Annotated in this window: 17 protein-coding genes; all 17 read right to left on the bottom strand. The window is 31.8% G+C overall.

Features of this window, described 5'->3' with window-relative positions:
* Positions 1-6 precede the first annotated feature (6 nt).
* The 17 genes from DESAMIL20_RS00860 to DESAMIL20_RS00780 all read right to left on the bottom strand — a co-directional run bounded on the left by DESAMIL20_RS00860 (position 7) and on the right by DESAMIL20_RS00780 (position 15022).
* Entirely contained in the window at positions 7-279 is a 273-nt protein-coding gene (locus DESAMIL20_RS00860) for a 4Fe-4S binding protein (protein ID WP_086032992.1), read from the bottom strand.
* A gap of 22 nt (positions 280-301) precedes the next feature.
* On the bottom strand, positions 302-2536 hold the full coding sequence (locus DESAMIL20_RS00855) for an NADP-dependent isocitrate dehydrogenase (RefSeq protein WP_086032991.1): 2235 nt from the start codon (positions 2534-2536) through the stop codon (positions 302-304).
* Positions 2537-2738: 202 nt separating this feature from the next.
* Positions 2739-3488: a type 1 glutamine amidotransferase gene (locus DESAMIL20_RS00850; RefSeq protein WP_086032990.1), complete on the bottom strand. Its 750-nt coding sequence runs from the start codon at positions 3486-3488 to the stop codon at positions 2739-2741.
* Entirely contained in the window at positions 3478-4842 is a 1365-nt protein-coding gene (locus DESAMIL20_RS00845; protein ID WP_143340211.1) for a MurT ligase domain-containing protein, read from the bottom strand. Before DESAMIL20_RS00845 ends, DESAMIL20_RS00850 begins: the two co-directional genes overlap by 11 nt.
* 45 nt (positions 4843-4887) lie before the next feature.
* Positions 4888-5226 (bottom strand): hypothetical protein, encoded by a 339-nt coding sequence (locus DESAMIL20_RS00840; protein ID WP_086032988.1) that lies wholly within the window; start codon positions 5224-5226, stop codon positions 4888-4890.
* Positions 5227-5305: 79 nt separating this feature from the next.
* Complete coding sequence (locus DESAMIL20_RS00835) at positions 5306-5644, bottom strand: P-II family nitrogen regulator (RefSeq protein WP_086032987.1); 339 nt, start codon at positions 5642-5644, stop codon at positions 5306-5308.
* On the bottom strand, positions 5641-6051 hold the full coding sequence (locus DESAMIL20_RS00830; protein WP_086032986.1) for a DUF6115 domain-containing protein: 411 nt from the start codon (positions 6049-6051) through the stop codon (positions 5641-5643). The genes DESAMIL20_RS00835 and DESAMIL20_RS00830 overlap by 4 nt, the downstream gene beginning before the upstream one ends.
* Positions 6048-6605: a hypothetical protein gene (locus DESAMIL20_RS00825; RefSeq protein ID WP_086032985.1), complete on the bottom strand. Its 558-nt coding sequence runs from the start codon at positions 6603-6605 to the stop codon at positions 6048-6050. Before DESAMIL20_RS00825 ends, DESAMIL20_RS00830 begins: the two co-directional genes overlap by 4 nt.
* Positions 6598-7446, bottom strand: coding sequence for a 4-hydroxybenzoate octaprenyltransferase (locus tag DESAMIL20_RS00820; protein WP_086032984.1), 849 nt, complete (start codon positions 7444-7446; stop codon positions 6598-6600). Before DESAMIL20_RS00820 ends, DESAMIL20_RS00825 begins: the two co-directional genes overlap by 8 nt.
* On the bottom strand, positions 7439-7972 hold the full coding sequence (pgsA, locus tag DESAMIL20_RS00815; RefSeq protein WP_086032983.1) for a CDP-diacylglycerol--glycerol-3-phosphate 3-phosphatidyltransferase: 534 nt from the start codon (positions 7970-7972) through the stop codon (positions 7439-7441). The genes DESAMIL20_RS00820 and pgsA overlap by 8 nt, the downstream gene beginning before the upstream one ends.
* Positions 7966-8598 carry a lytic transglycosylase domain-containing protein gene (locus DESAMIL20_RS00810; protein ID WP_086032982.1) on the bottom strand — a complete coding sequence of 211 codons (633 nt, stop codon included), beginning with the start codon at positions 8596-8598 and terminating at the stop codon, positions 7966-7968. Before DESAMIL20_RS00810 ends, pgsA begins: the two co-directional genes overlap by 7 nt.
* A complete protein-coding gene (locus tag DESAMIL20_RS00805; RefSeq protein ID WP_086032981.1) occupies positions 8595-10289 on the bottom strand; it encodes a tetratricopeptide repeat protein in 1695 nt (564 codons plus the stop codon). The genes DESAMIL20_RS00810 and DESAMIL20_RS00805 overlap by 4 nt, the downstream gene beginning before the upstream one ends.
* On the bottom strand, positions 10270-11346 hold the full coding sequence (ispG, locus tag DESAMIL20_RS00800) for a flavodoxin-dependent (E)-4-hydroxy-3-methylbut-2-enyl-diphosphate synthase (protein WP_204218540.1): 1077 nt from the start codon (positions 11344-11346) through the stop codon (positions 10270-10272). The genes DESAMIL20_RS00805 and ispG overlap by 20 nt, the downstream gene beginning before the upstream one ends.
* Positions 11343-12425, bottom strand: coding sequence for an RIP metalloprotease RseP (rseP, locus tag DESAMIL20_RS00795; RefSeq protein ID WP_086032980.1), 1083 nt, complete (start codon positions 12423-12425; stop codon positions 11343-11345). Before rseP ends, ispG begins: the two co-directional genes overlap by 4 nt.
* Positions 12425-13573, bottom strand: coding sequence for a 1-deoxy-D-xylulose-5-phosphate reductoisomerase (gene dxr, locus DESAMIL20_RS00790; protein WP_086032979.1), 1149 nt, complete (start codon positions 13571-13573; stop codon positions 12425-12427). The genes rseP and dxr overlap by 1 nt, the downstream gene beginning before the upstream one ends.
* On the bottom strand, positions 13558-14325 hold the full coding sequence (locus DESAMIL20_RS00785; protein ID WP_086032978.1) for a phosphatidate cytidylyltransferase: 768 nt from the start codon (positions 14323-14325) through the stop codon (positions 13558-13560). Before DESAMIL20_RS00785 ends, dxr begins: the two co-directional genes overlap by 16 nt.
* On the bottom strand, positions 14318-15022 hold the full coding sequence (locus tag DESAMIL20_RS00780) for an isoprenyl transferase (protein ID WP_086032977.1): 705 nt from the start codon (positions 15020-15022) through the stop codon (positions 14318-14320). The genes DESAMIL20_RS00785 and DESAMIL20_RS00780 overlap by 8 nt, the downstream gene beginning before the upstream one ends.
* Between the last annotated feature and the right edge of the window lie 2 nt (positions 15023-15024).

The raw sequence follows: 15024 nt of genomic DNA, 5'->3' as shown, positions 1-15024 counted from the left end.
TCCCCCTTATTTGGATTTTGTTATCAAGTTTCCTTTGCTATCTTTAAATGTTAACTCTAAACCAATATCTACTACCTCAATTGCGAAGTGAGGACAGGAATTTTCGCAAAATTTACACCTAATGCAATCCTCAGATCTTGCTACTTTGCACATAGCACCAGTCCAAACATGTAAATCTTCTACAAGCTCAAGCACATTTTTTGGGCATACTTTAATGCATATACCGCAAGCGGTGCATAAAGCTTCGTTTACTACAACAGGTAATCGCTCTTCTGCCATCTTTATTCTCCTTCTTTTTAAATTAAATTGAATCTATTATATTGTTTAATGTTTTGCTCGGTCTCATAGCAAGAGCAAGTTTATCTTCATCTGGGAAGTAATACCCATTTATGTTAGCAGGCTTTCCGGCAGCTGCCTTAAATTCTTCTATAATTTTAGATTCGTTTTCGCTTAATCCTTTTGCTGGTTTCAAAAATTTAGCTTGCAAATCTTTGTCCTCACTTTGTCCTGCCAAACCCTCAGCCCAATATTTTATAAAATAATAATGCTGACCTCTATTATCCAGTTCTCCGGGTTTTCTTCCTGGCCACTGCTTGTTTGCTAAAAGTTTTGTAAGTGCAATCTCAGATGCATCTGCCAAAACCTTTGCTTTTTTATCGCCGTATTTTTCCTCAAAGAATCTTAAAGCAGTAGTAATGGCTGTGAATTCTGCCGTAGAATCCCACCTTAAGTGACCTTGCTCAATAAATTGCTCAACATGCTTTGGTGCAGATCCACCAGCTCCGGCTTCGGATACTCTACCACCTGCAAGCAATGGTATAATAGATAGCACTTTTGCACTGGTGCCAACTTCTAGGATTGGGAAAAGATCCGTTAAATAGTCCCTTAACGCATTTCCTGTCACTGCTATCACATCTTTGCCTTTTCGTACTTTTTCTACCGTAAACCTCATTGCTTCTTGAGGTTTTAATATACGAATATCCAGACCAGTTGTATCATACGCTTTCAGATACTCGTTAACTTTTTTGATTAACTGGGCATCATGAGCTCTATTTTCATCAAGCCAAAATACAGTAGAATTTTTTGTCTGTTTTGACCTTTCTACTGCTATTTGTACCCAATTTTTTACAGCTGCATCTTTTACTTGGCAGCCTCTCCAAATATCTCCTTTTTTAACTTTGTGTTCAATAAAGGCCTTATTGTTTTCATCAACAACCCTAAAAGTACCGTTTGATGGAGCAATAAATGTTTTATCGTGTGAACCATACTCTTCCGCTTTCATAGCCATTAAGCCAATATTTGTAACTGAGCCCATAGTAGTCCTATCAAACTGGCCATTTACCTTGCAATCTTCTATAATTTCTTTGTAAATTGTCGCATAGCATCGATCTGGTATAACTACTTTGACATCACTTGGTTTGCCGTCTGGCCCCCAAGCTTTACCGCCATCTCTTACTATTGTAGGCAGTGAGGCATCTATAATAACAAGATTTGGCATATGAAGGTTAGTTGTGCCTTTGTCTGAGTCTACCATAAATAACGGGGGATTTTTATCATAAACTGCCTGTATATCTGCCTCGATTTCTTTTTGTTTATTTTCGGGTAATTTTTTGATCTTAAGGTATACATCTGCAAGACCATTGTTCGTATTTACACCAATTTCTTTAAATGTTTGTTCGTGTTTTGCAAAAACATCTTTATAGTATTCTTTTACTGCAAAACCGAACATAACAGGATCTGATACCTTCATCATTGTTGCTTTTAGATGTAGTGACCAAAGTATGCCTTCTTCCTTTGCCTTATTTATTTCTTCACCAAAGAATTTTTGCAAAGCTACAACATCCATAAACGTTCCGTCAAAAACTTCCTTTTCTTGCAATGCAAGTTCTTTTAGTACTTGAGGTTTGCCAGCATCGTCGATAAATTCGATTTTTATTTTTGTTGGTTTTTCAGCGGTAATTGACCTTTCGTGCTCATAAAAGTCACCACCACTCATGTGTGCAACATGCGTTTTAGAATCTTTACTCCAAGGCTTTAATGGCAAACCCATTGCATCTGGAAATTTCTTTGCACTCTCTTTTACAGACTTAGATATAGCTCTTATGTTGTTGCCTTCCCTTAACACAGGATTAACGGCACTGCCCAATACTTTTGAGTAAGTATCTTTGATTTTTTTCTCCTCTTCTGTTTTTGGCTCTTCTGGGTAATCTGGCACATTATAGCCTTTATTTTGCAACTCTTTAATTGTAGCAACCAACTGCGGAACAGAAGCACTAATGTTGGGCAATTTTATCACATTAGTACCTGGTAGCTTAACCAACTCAGCAAGTTTAGCCAAATCATCTGGTACTCTCTGGTTTTCCTTTAGATACTCTGGAAAACTTGCGAGTATCCTGCCTGCGACTGAAATATCTTTAACCTCTACACTAACACCTGCTGATTTAAAAAATTTTTCTACTGCTGGTAATAGCGAAAACGTGGCCAAATAAGGCGCTTCATCGACCTTTGTCCAATAAATCTTAGCTTTGTCTGACATAGACCCTCCCAAAATAATTTTTTTATTCTAGATTTACAAATTTCTTTAATTTTTCCTCCCACCTCCCTTAAAATTTTAACGCATTTTATATGAAATATTATACAATGTCAAGCACAGCCAGTGTGCTTTTTCCCAAGTTAATCAGCAATTATTAACTTATATTAACTTATACGAAAATCTCCATTTTTGTGTATGCTCTAAGTTATATTTTTAGTCTATTCAGTATTGCATTATAGGCAGCATATTCTAATGTATCATCGAGCTTATTAATATTTATGCCTGATCCATATCTATTTTCTATGGATTTTGTAATAATGTAATCTGTTAGTTGGGGATTTTTAGGCAACAGCGGTCCATGTTGATAGCATGCTATAATATTTTTATAGAGTGCACCTTCGGTTTTATCAAGACCGTTATTGCCAAAACCAAGCTTTACATAACCAAAAGGCTCAATGCTTTTCCCTAAAAAAGTTTGTCCACTATGGTTTTCAAATCCCACAATTTTTTTTATTTCAAGGTTTAGTTTAGTATTCGTTTCAATTACTGTATTGCCAATCATACGCTTTTTTGAGCTTTGAGTGTAGACATCTAAAATACCAAGACCTTCGATTTTATTGTTATTCGAGTCTATATAATACTTACCCATTAATTGATAAGACCCACAAATAAGCAAAAATACTTTATTATTCTCCACTTCTTTGATCAAAAAGTCTAACTTTTTTTGACTAAAATTATTTGAAACTACCTCTTGGGCTTTATCCTGACCGCCGCCCCAAAAATAAATATTTGACGGATAAATACTGTCGTAAATATCACTATAGTGGATTTTAACTTCAATATCTCTCCACTCGCATCGCTTTTGCAAAGCCAAAACATTACCACTGTCACCGTATGTACTCATAGTATTAGGAAAAAGAAAGGTAATATCCAAAGAAATTTTTTTATCGTTCATAAAAGTTCTTAAAGCCTTGCTTGCTTAAATAATTTTTTAATTCTAATAAAGCCGTATATGTTAAAAAGATATGGAAAGTATCGTTTTCAGATTGGTGGATTTTATTAAAAAGTTCTCTGTAGGTATCAAAAAAAACAAATTTATTTATGCCAATATCTTCATACTTTATTCTAAGTGCCATATCAAACATACGACTTCCGCCAAATATTAACTCGTTTATATTGTCCTTTAATGAACCAAAATTTACATCCCAAATCCATGAAACATCTCTACCATCAGCTATATTATCGTTCAGTATAAAAACAAAATTTTTCTTGTTGTTATCTATGCTAGACTCTAAAGCTTGCGTAAAACCAACAGGATTTTTTACTAAAATCAAAAAAATTTTTTTGTCATTGTAATTAATAAGCTCATATCTACCAAAAGTAGATTTAAAGTCCAATATATTGTTAGCAAAATTATTTATTTTATAGCCAAGCTCTACGCAGGCTAAATATGAAGCTGCAATATTATAAACATTATAGGTGCCTTTAATTGGCATTTTGGCATGGTAAATATTACCTAAATACTCTAATTCTACCTCTTCGGAATCTTGCGTAATTTTCGCTGTTAAATTTGGCTTTGGTCTTTTAAAATCGCAATTTGTGCAAAAATAGTCTCCAATATGAGAAAAATAACGTTTATTATACTCAAGTTCCCCGCCGCAAATAGGACAAAACAGAACATCTTTAAGATTATCTTGTGTGGCACTATAATCTGATACGCCAAAATATGAAACCTTTAAATTCTGATTATGAAATAAAGAAGCAATAGATGGATCATCAGCATTTACTATATAATGTACATGTTTATTGTTACTAATCAAATAACTCCATTTTTTTCTAATTGTATCTATCTCACCATATCTATCTAATTGATCTCTGAATAGATTCAACATAACAATGTAACTTGCAGCTAAATCTTGTACTATCTTTTCCAAAGCAAATTCATCACACTCAAAAACAAAATAATCAAAGTTTTTTGAAAATTTTTTATCCCACGTTAAATAAGGTATAATTGAACTGATAATCCCTCTTTTTAAATTAGAACCAGCATGGTTATTTCCAATATTTTTATTTTCTTTTGTTAGCAAGTGGACAATCAAACTAGATGTGGTAGTTTTACCATTTGTACCAGTAACTAAAATACAATTTTTTACTTCATCACTAATTACCTTTAAAAAACTAGGGTTTAGCTTTTCAATAAAATGACCAGGCAGAGCAGTAGCTCCTTTATTTAGTAACCCAGCAAATTTGGCTATTGCTTTAGCCCCTATAAGGGACAGCACGTAGTTTATATCACTATCAAACAACATTAAAAAAGTTAAATCCGGGTGAGAAAAACTCACCCATCAAACCAATTAGCAACCCTCTATTTTTGGTTTAGCTGATTTTGATGCAGATGATTTAGTTGTACTAGGTACAGCTTCTTTTTTCATTTCTTTGCTGCTTGATTTTGTAGCATTTGTAGAAGTCGTTGCATTTGTAGCGTTTTGCGTAGACGTAGCATTACTTGTTTCATTAGCTGGAGCTGGAGCTGTAGCATTTGTAGCATTTGTAGCATTTGTAGCGTTAGTTACATTTGTGGTGTTCGTAGTGTTTGTTGCGTTAGTTGCCTCTTTTTTTTGACAAGATGCCAACGTTAAACTGCTTGCTAAAAATGCTGCCATCAATGCAATCTTAATACCTTTTGAATTCATGTTCTAAATACCTCCTAAAAAATATTTTATTAATATTCTAGCCCTTAATATTCTAATGTCAAGTATATTCTGTTTAAAGTTAGACAGCATCTTCACCTTTTTCGCCTGTTCTGATCCTTATAGCTTCTCCTATAGGTATTACAAAAATTTTTCCATCACCAACCTTGCCAGTTTTTGCATTTTCTATTATTTTCTCAATTACGGCATCAACTTGATTATCGCTTACTACCACCTCGATTTTTATCTTTGGTAAAAAATCAACAATATATTCTGCACCTCTGTAGATTTCTGTATGACCTTTTTGTCTTCCATAGCCTTTAACTTCACTTATTGTAATACCTTTTATACCAATTTCATTCAAACCCTCTTTCACATTGTCAAGCTTGAAAGGCTTTATTATAGCTTCAATTTTTTTCATTCAGCCTCCTTGTATAGTTTAAGAATTAGATCAACTTCACCTTTAGAGATATTTAATTGATTTGCAATTTCTTCAATCGATAAATTTTGGTTAAACATTTGTATAATTTTTTCTTTAGTATCGTTCTCAAATGTTTTTATTTTTACACTTTTTATTAACTCTGTAAGTACAGAATTTTTTTGACGTACATCGTCTAATACTTTTGCAAGACTTTCTTGCTGGGATTCAATTTTTTTATTTGCCAGCTCTATCATATCTTTTTGCGTGTTTAGTAAATCTTTGATAGACATAATCAAGGATGAGTACGAATTATTAAGTTTCGAATTAATATATTTTTGCCACAATAAATATGCCAACAAAACAATGTCAAAAATTATTTGAGCAACGACAAAAATATTTTCTTTCATATTTCTAATTGTCTTGATCTAAGCCTTTCCCTATCTAAAACAAGCCCATAGTATATGATTAGTTCTTGACTTTTTTTATTGATATCCAAGAATTTAGCTTTTGCGCAAACATTTTTGTCTTTTTGGAAAATATCTACAATTTGTGCTGTTGCCTTAATTTCGTTATGAGAAGAAATAGGTAAGAAAAAAGAAATTGACAAAAGATCCCCTTTTTGCAAAAAATTATCATTTATAAAATTAATCTCACTAGCACTCACAGTGCATGAATAAGCTTTGTTGTAATTTAAAAACCTTTCTTTTTCTTTACCATCGCGCAGAAGTGCAATTAAATAGTTCAATTTTGCATCAATTTCTTTCATCATTACAACAAAAGCTTTATTCAAGTTATCAAAAGACGAGTCTATATTATTTTGAGCCATTAAAAAATTAAAACTATCATCATGACTATCGATTTTATAAATTTCATCTTTTTCTTTTTGCAACTGTTCTTGAGTGATCTTTGTATAGTACAAAATAAAGCTTGCTTCAATTAAGCGATAACCTTCATCAGTCATTTATAAACCTACCTAATAAAAATACAATAACTAATACAATACTAATATAGCTATTTATATTGAAAAAAGCAATATTAATTTTCTTTAAATCTTTGGGATCTACCAAAAGATGTTCAATGATTAGCAAACACAAAACCAAAAATGCCCCAATATATGCAAAATAATTTAATTTATACATATATATCGTTAAAAGTAAAAAAATAAATGCAACTAAATGAAACAAAGCAGCAAAAACTCTTGCAAGATTGGGACCAAACTTTACAGGTATTGAGTGAACGCCATTTTTTAAATCAAATGTCAAGTCTTGCAAAGCATACAAAATATCAAATCCGCCAATCCAAAAAGCTACAAATAAAGCCAGGTAAAAAATGTTTATGTCCAAATAGCCAACAGCGCCCACAAAACCACCAAGCGGTGCAATAGCATCAGTTGCGCCTAAATAAATATGACAAAGCCAAGTAAATCTTTTAGTATAAGAATAAGTAATTAAAAAAAACAATGCAACAAAAGATAATTTAAAAGCCAATGGATTTAGCAAATATGCACTTATTTCGAACACGATAAAAGAAAAAATGGTAAAAACCCATGCTTCTTTTAACTGCACTTTACCAATTGGCAATTCTCTGCCTTGTGTTCGAGGATTTAGCTTATCAGTTTTGTAATCAATAATACGATTTAATGCCATTGCAACACTCCGTGCGCTGATCATTGCAATAGTTACCAAAACAAATATTTTTAGATTGTAGTTATTTGATAATAACACGCCAATATATGCAAATGGCAGTGCAAAAATACTATGTTCAAATTTTATCATAGACAAAAGATGTTTTAGTCTAGTCACTTATTGCTTTCCAATATTTAATATAATATTCAATACCTGAAGTTAGAGTGGTAATGACTGTAATGTATAGAAAAATCATGCCTATGTCAAAGAAAAACTTATTCTGTGAACCTACTATTAAAAACCCAAGCGCAACAAACTGGCTGAATGTTTTAATTTTACCTTGAATTAAAGCAGGCAATATAAAATTTTTTGCTGCAAGTTGAGCTCTTAGCCCTGTGACTGCAAACTCTCTAAAAATAATAATTAGTACTAACCAATAAGATATACTCATTATCTTTATCATTGCAACAAACAAACTTATAACAAAGATTTTATCCGCAAGTGGATCCAATAGCTTGCCAATATTGCTCACAAGCTGCTTTTTTCTTGCCAGATAGCCATCCATGTAGTCGCTTAATGCACCAACCAAAAACAACAACAAAGCACTATAGTTATGGTGTGCCTCAAGTAATAATATTACAGGAATTGTAATAACAATTCGGGTTATAGATAAAACATTCGGTACACTTTTATGAATTACCATGACATATTGGGTATGTTTGTGTAAACCCCATCTTTTTCTACTATATTCATAGGTTTATTAGTAATTTTAACGCTTCTTGAGTAGTTAGAAGCCAAAACTGGAACAGAACCATCAAAATAAGCCATTACAGTTCTCACATAGTTAACTGTCTCAGGAAAAGGAGGTATACCATTATACTTGTTTACATTATTTGGCCCACAATTGTAGGCAGCCGCAGCTAATGCATAGTTACCAGAGTATTTATTTAGCAGAAACCTCAAATATTTTACGCCACCGTCAATATTTTGCTCTAAATTGTTAGGGTTAATATTTAGCAAAGATGCAGTAGAAGGAATAATTTGCATTACTCCAATAGCACCTTTGTTTGAGACTGCATTGTGGTTCAGACCAGATTCTGACATAGCAATAGCTAAAACAAATTTTTCATTAACGTCGTATTTTATTGCAGCTTTTTCTATAAGCTCTTTAATAAAAGATTTGTTATAATTAGAGTTATTTATAATATTTCTAAAAAAAGTAGGACGATTTTTATATACTATTTGACCATCTTCTATTGTAGCGTAAATATTTGATGCATAGCATAATTTATAAGCAAAAAACATGCAAATAATAATTAAATATTTCATTTTAATGTTTCTAATAATTGCCTTGCTTCTTTATTTTTCGGCTCATTTTTTAATACTTCAAGTGCAATTTTTTTTGCTTTAATTTTATAACCCAAAGCATTGTAAACTTTTGCAAGATGCAAAGCTATTGTATTCTCTGGTTTTTTCAACAACCTATTAGCTTTTTCCAAATAATATAAAGCTAATCTAAGTCTTTTTTCTTTATAATAGCCCCAACCTAAACTATCCAAATAATATGGGCTGTTTGGCTGTAGTTTTAATGCTTTTTGAACCATTTCTATGCCAGCTTTCACGTCAATATTTTCGTCTATGTAAAGGTAACCTAAATAATTTAGCACTTCTGGATCATTTGGGTTAATTCTTAAAGCTTCGTCTAAATAATGTATGGCTTTTTGCTTATCGTGTTTTTTATCATAATAAACATCGCCTAAATAAAAATATATCTTCTCTTTATCTTTGACTACCTTTATCGATTGTTTAAGTGCAATAATCAGTCCATCCCAATCTTTTTGCTGGTTTAAGATATAAAAGTATGTTTTATACAGTTCTTCATTTGGGTTTGTTTCAATAACCTTTTGAATTGTTTCAATGGCTTTTTTAGATTCTTTTGTTTCTAAGTAACACAACGCCTTTTTGGCTTGTGCATCTGTATATAAATCACTTGCAAAATCAACATTTGAGAATTCTAGTAAAGCTTGCTTGTAATTTTTTGAGCTAAAATAAGCAACACCAAGAAAGTACCTTAACGTAGAAGAATGATCTATATTTTCATTATTACTCAACAAGTTTACTACTTCTTTATAATTTTGATTTTGCAAAAGCAAATATGATAATCTTTCGAGGTTTAGTTGAGATTTATCTAACTCATAAGCTCTTTTGTAATACTCAATAGCTTTTTTTAAGTCTTTGTCAACTGAATAATAAATACTTGCCAATGTAGTATAAACATAAACCATTTCTTCTTTATTTTTATCTGGTAGTTTGAGAAAATCTTCATAATACTTTATAGCTTTTGTATAATTATTTTGTTTTGCATACATATCACCCAACGCAATATAGGCTTTTGGGTATTTATGGCTTGCAGACATCTGTAGATATATAAGAGCATTATCATTAAAATTAAACTTATAGTAAATCTGAGATATATAAAAATATACTTCACCAAGAGTACTAAACTGCCTTGCTTGCATTAAATAATTTATAGCGTTGTTAACATCACCTATTTGGGCGTATAGTAAAGCAATATTTTTATAAACATCAAATGTTTTTATACCTGATTTAATAAGTACATCAATAGCTTTTTTATATTGGTTTTGAATAACATAAATATCCGAAAGCAATAAGTAAAGCTGCTTATCTTTTGGATATTTTTCTATAGCGGTCTGCAAAACTTCTTGAGCCTTATTAAAATCTTGAAATCTTATAAGCAAATTTACAAACTCTACATAAGACTGTTTTTGTGGGTTATCTTTTAAAAACAATTCGTATTCTTTTATGCCATCTTTAATATTATTGTTATAAAAATATGTAAAAGCCATTAAGTAGTGATAATTATTACTGTTTGAGTATTGGTTTAAATTTAGTTCTTTAACATTATAAGATGTGTTAACAGAAAGGTTACTAGCACAAGATGAAAGCATTAAAATCACAGCAGTAGAATAACAAAAAATTTTAAGATTGTTTTTTAACATATTCCTCAACCTGCTCGACAAAACTATCAAGTAGTTTATCTTCCTTTACTTTTTTTACGACTTTACCTTTTTCTATAATTAAACCAAAATGCCTACCGCCTGCAATGGCTAAATCAGCCTGTCTTGCCTCGCCCAATGCATTTACAACGCAGCCCATAATTGCCACCTTTATTGGTTTTTTAATGTGCGAAAGTCTTGCCTTCACCTGTTTTGTCAACTCAATTAAATCTATTTCTATTCTACCACAAGTTGGACAAGAAATAAACTCTATTGATTGTTTTTTTCTCAAACCCAAAGCATTTAGAATTTCAAAAGCAACATCAATCTCTTTTTCTGGTGCATCTGTCAATGATACCCTTATTGTATCACCAATCCCTTGTCTTAGAAGTACACTTACAGCACAAGTAGATTTTATTATACCTTCAAAATCACCTCCAGCTTCTGTAAGACCAATATGCAAAGGATACTCAACCATAGAAGAAATTTTTTCATAAGCCAAAATTGTCTCTTCCACGCTTGAAGATTTTATTGATAATTTAAAGTTTCTAAACCCAATATCCTCTAATCTCATAACCCAGTTATAAGCGCTTTCAACCAAAGCGTCAACACATACTCCACTATATTTTGCTAGCAAATTCTTTTCCAAAGATCCGCTATTTACACCAATTCTAAGTGGCACATTGCGCTGTTGCGCTGCATTAACAATAGTTTTTACTTTATCAAAGCTACCAATATTGCCAGGGTTTATTCTTATACAGTCTGCATTGTGTTCAATTGAGCAAATTGCCAATTTGTGGTCAAAATGAATATCAACTATGATAGGTATAGGACTTTTTTGCTTCAAGATAGAAATTGCCTTACACGCTTGTTCATCAACCACAGCGCATCGAACAATCTCACACCCCTTAGCATATAAAGAATTAATTTGTGCAAGTGTAGCATCAATGCTTCTTGTATCAGTATTGGTCATTGATTGAACACTTATTGGTTCAAAACCACCAATGCCAATATTACCTACGTATATTTTTTTTGTTCTTTTTCGTTCAATAAAACTCATTTTTTTATTATACTGTGTGTTGTTTGCGATTTTGGTATGAAAAATCTTTTTATATCATTGTAAAATGCAAAAACCATTAATGCAATCAAAAGCCCAATTCCTACCTTTTGCGCAGCAATCTGAAATTTTTCGCTTACAGGTTTTTTCCTGATCGCTTCTATAGTAAAAAACATTAAGTGTCCGCCATCTAAAACAGGTATAGGAAATAGATTCAAAAGCCCCAAATTAATACTAATAATGCTTGCAAATATCAGAAAAGCCCCAAAACCCGCTTGTGCGGCTTTGCTTGCAATATCAACAATCATTATGGGCCCACCCACTTCAGAAGATGGGATAAAGCCGCCAATAAGCCTTATTATACCTTCAATTGTTAATTTCGTAATGTAAATTGTTTTTTCAACACCTAAGTATAAAGATTTCCATATCGGATATTTAACAATCGTTGTTTCTCCAGATGGTAAAATACCAATGACATGGATTTTTTCACTATATCCCAATGGGTTTTTTACTACTTCGGCCTTTGGTTTTATATAAACACTTATTAATTTCCCATCCCTTTTTACAATTAGATTTAAATTATCATGTGTTTTTATTATTTTTGACATATCTTCCCATGTAGTAACATCGATATTATTTATTTTTCTGACAGTATCTTTTGGCTGCAAATGCGCAAAATAGGCCGGCGAATCTTTCAAGACTTTACCAATTTGAGGTGATAATGTTTGTATTCCTATAAAATAAGCAATAGCAAAAAATAAAACCGCTGACAATATGTTAAAAAAAGGCCCAGCAAATACTATAAGCATTCTTTTATACACACTTTGAGCATAAAATGCGCCTTCTCTATCATTTTCATCTATACTGTTTGGATCTTCGCCTTTCATTTTAACATAACCGCCAAGCGGCACAGCTGATATCACAAATTCTGTAATTTTAGTTTGTTTTTTAAGCAAAACTGGTCCAAAACCTATAGAAAAACGCTCTACTTTAACTCCACTTAAAACAGCTACGATAAAATGTCCAAACTCGTGAATTATAATCATTACAACCAAAGCTAAAATACCGTATAATATATACATTAAAACCCCCTTGTTTTTTCAATCAATTTAATAGTCTGTGTTTTAATCATTTGCGTTTGAGCTTGTAACTCAAAAATATTATTTGACAAATTATCCTCAAAATCTACAATAATTTGTTTGATTATTTTTGGTATGTCCGTAAATTTAATTTTATTTTCCAAAAAATGCTCAACACACACTTCATCAGCCGCGTTAAGCAAAAGCCCTAAATTTTTATCTTTTTTTCTAAATGCCTCTTGAGCTAACGCCAAAAGCTCAAATTTCTCCAAATCTGGTTTTTCAAAAGTTAAACTTCCAATATCAACAAATGAAAGTTTATTTTTAAACTCAATCCTATGCGGTTTGTACAATGCATAAGCGATGGGAAGTTTCATATCGGGCAGTGCCATTTGGGCAATTATGCTTCCATCTATAAACTCCACAGCTGAGTGCATTACACACTCTTTATGCACAACTACCTCTATCTGATGACTTTCTAAATCAAAAAGCCATCCAGCTTCAATTACTTCAAAACCTTTATTCATCATTGTAGCAGAATCAATTGTTATTTTTGCGCCCATATTCCACTTTGGATGATGCAGAGCCATCTCTTTTGTTATATTTGCAAATTGTTCTTTGTCTGTTTGTCTAAAAGGACCACCAGATGCTGTAAGTATAATTTTATTTAAATATTGTCTTTTACCGTCCAAACACTGATATATAGCAGAATGTTCACTGTCTATGGGTATAATTTCAATATTATTTTTTTTGGCTAAATCTGTTAGTATTTTCCCTGCTACAACAAGACTTTCTTTGTTTGCTAAAGCAAATTTTTTCTTATAATAAATCGCGTAATAGGAAGGCAAAATACCAGCGCTTCCAACAAATGCATTGATAACAAAATCCACATCACTTTTGGCAATCAAATCAACAAGTGCATCTTGCGTAAAATATTTGATGGTCGGGAATAGTTGCTTTAGCTGTTCAATATAATCTGCTTTTGCCACATAAACATACTTTGGCTTTAACAATTTTATTTGCTCAATAGCTTTGCTTATATTTTTATTAAACGCAATACCTATTATATTATACTTTGAGCCTTTTTTTATAATCTCAATCGCATTTTGGCCAATAGAGCCAGTCGAGCCTAAAATTAAAATATTTTCCATAAAAACATTAAATATACTAAAAACGCCGAAAAAGCAAGACTATCAAGTCTATCAAGCATGCCACCATGTCCAGGTATAATATTGGATGAATCTTTTCTGTTATATATACGCTTTATTACAGATTCGGACAAATCTCCAAATATACCTGCTATGTTGGCCACAAAACCTATTCCAAAAGCTACTTTCAAATCTATATTCGCAAAATATCCCAAAATCAGAGCTGAAACTGTGCCAAAAACAACACCGCAAATAGCGCCTTCGTAAGTCTTTTTAGGGCTTATAGTTCTTGCCAATTTAATTCTACCGAAAGATTTACCGCAAAAGTATGCAAAAGAATCTCCAACCCAAATACCCACACAAAGTATTAAAAACAGCCACCTACCGTTATTGAATTGAATAATATTGATAAAAAAAGTGTAAAGTGATACATAAAATATACCGCCAAGTAGGTAATATTGAGCCAACACTCTATCTTTGTCAATACTGTTAAAGCCAATAATCATGTGGATCAAAAAAATTAACATCAAAACAATTAATACATGCTCAAAACCAAATAAAATATTTGATAAAAAAGCTAATGCTAAAATAAAATATAAAAACCTTTCTTTTGGAGGGTTAAAACTTAACCACTCATGGTACGATATCAAGCTTAAAGCTAATATTATAAGCTTTAGTAACCAAAAAGGCGCATAAAATATACAAATTAGCGCAACGGGGATGAGTATTGAAGCGCTAATAATCCTTTTAGTCATCAATTCCGCCAAATCGTCTTTTTCGCTCGCCAAATTCCTTAATACAATACACAAAATCTTCTTCGTTAAACTCAGGCCAATATTTATCTAAAAAAATTAATTCTGCATAAGCTATCTGCCATAATAAAAAATTGCTGATTCTTTTTTCGCCACCAGTTCTTATAAGCAAATCAACGCTGGGTATGTCTTTAGTGTATAAATACTGTTCGAAGCTTTTTTCATTAAGATTAGTGCAATCAATTTTTTTTGAATTAAAATCAAGGCATATATTTTTACATGCTCGCAAAATTTCCATATAAGAACCGTAATTGATTGCAAAATTTATTGTTAAATCGCTATTTTTTTGGGTTTTTTCTTGCAAGTTTAATATAGTTTCTTGTTGTTTTTGAGGTAATTTTGTAATATCGCCAATACAATTAAATTTTATGTTTTCTTTCATCATAAAATCTATTTTTTTTCGTATCTGTATACCCAGCAATCTCATTAAAAAATTAACTTCAGATTTAGGCCTTTTCCAATTTTCTGTTGAAAATGCATACAAAGTCAAATATTCAACTTTAAGTTCCTTTGCTTTAATAGCTATCTTATCAATAACTGATGAGCCAATAAAATGACCATAAATCCTTTTTTTACCTTGAAGGCTAGCCCAACGGCCATTTCCATCCATTATAATAGCTATATGTTTGGGAATATTCATTT

Origin of the sequence: Desulfurella amilsii, from assembly GCF_002119425.1 — a bacterium.
GTDB classification, from domain to species: domain Bacteria; phylum Campylobacterota_A; class Desulfurellia; order Desulfurellales; family Desulfurellaceae; genus Desulfurella; species Desulfurella amilsii.
This window is presented reverse-complemented; position numbering and strand designations above follow the sequence as displayed.

What these genes read in the sequence shown, in the direction of transcription:
- DESAMIL20_RS00860 (WP_086032992.1), bottom strand. Translation starts at nt 279, where the DNA reads ATGGCAGAAGAGCGATTACCTGTTGTAGTAAACGAAGCTTTATGCACC.
- DESAMIL20_RS00855 (WP_086032991.1), bottom strand. Translation starts at nt 2,536, where the DNA reads ATGTCAGACAAAGCTAAGATTTATTGGACAAAGGTCGATGAAGCGCCT.
- DESAMIL20_RS00850 (WP_086032990.1), bottom strand. Translation starts at nt 3,488, where the DNA reads ATGAACGATAAAAAAATTTCTTTGGATATTACCTTTCTTTTTCCTAAT.
- DESAMIL20_RS00845 (WP_143340211.1), bottom strand. Translation starts at nt 4,842, where the DNA reads ATGTTGTTTGATAGTGATATAAACTACGTGCTGTCCCTTATAGGGGCT.
- DESAMIL20_RS00840 (WP_086032988.1), bottom strand. Translation starts at nt 5,226, where the DNA reads ATGAATTCAAAAGGTATTAAGATTGCATTGATGGCAGCATTTTTAGCA.
- DESAMIL20_RS00835 (WP_086032987.1), bottom strand. Translation starts at nt 5,644, where the DNA reads ATGAAAAAAATTGAAGCTATAATAAAGCCTTTCAAGCTTGACAATGTG.
- DESAMIL20_RS00830 (WP_086032986.1), bottom strand. Translation starts at nt 6,051, where the DNA reads ATGAAAGAAAATATTTTTGTCGTTGCTCAAATAATTTTTGACATTGTT.
- DESAMIL20_RS00825 (WP_086032985.1), bottom strand. Translation starts at nt 6,605, where the DNA reads ATGACTGATGAAGGTTATCGCTTAATTGAAGCAAGCTTTATTTTGTAC.
- pgsA (WP_086032983.1), bottom strand. Translation starts at nt 7,972, where the DNA reads ATGGTAATTCATAAAAGTGTACCGAATGTTTTATCTATAACCCGAATT.
- DESAMIL20_RS00810 (WP_086032982.1), bottom strand. Translation starts at nt 8,598, where the DNA reads ATGAAATATTTAATTATTATTTGCATGTTTTTTGCTTATAAATTATGC.
- DESAMIL20_RS00805 (WP_086032981.1), bottom strand. Translation starts at nt 10,289, where the DNA reads ATGTTAAAAAACAATCTTAAAATTTTTTGTTATTCTACTGCTGTGATT.
- ispG (WP_204218540.1), bottom strand. Translation starts at nt 11,346, where the DNA reads ATGAGTTTTATTGAACGAAAAAGAACAAAAAAAATATACGTAGGTAAT.
- rseP (WP_086032980.1), bottom strand. Translation starts at nt 12,425, where the DNA reads ATGTATATATTATACGGTATTTTAGCTTTGGTTGTAATGATTATAATT.
- dxr (WP_086032979.1), bottom strand. Translation starts at nt 13,573, where the DNA reads ATGGAAAATATTTTAATTTTAGGCTCGACTGGCTCTATTGGCCAAAAT.
- DESAMIL20_RS00785 (WP_086032978.1), bottom strand. Translation starts at nt 14,325, where the DNA reads ATGACTAAAAGGATTATTAGCGCTTCAATACTCATCCCCGTTGCGCTA.
- DESAMIL20_RS00780 (WP_086032977.1), bottom strand. Translation starts at nt 15,022, where the DNA reads ATGAATATTCCCAAACATATAGCTATTATAATGGATGGAAATGGCCGT.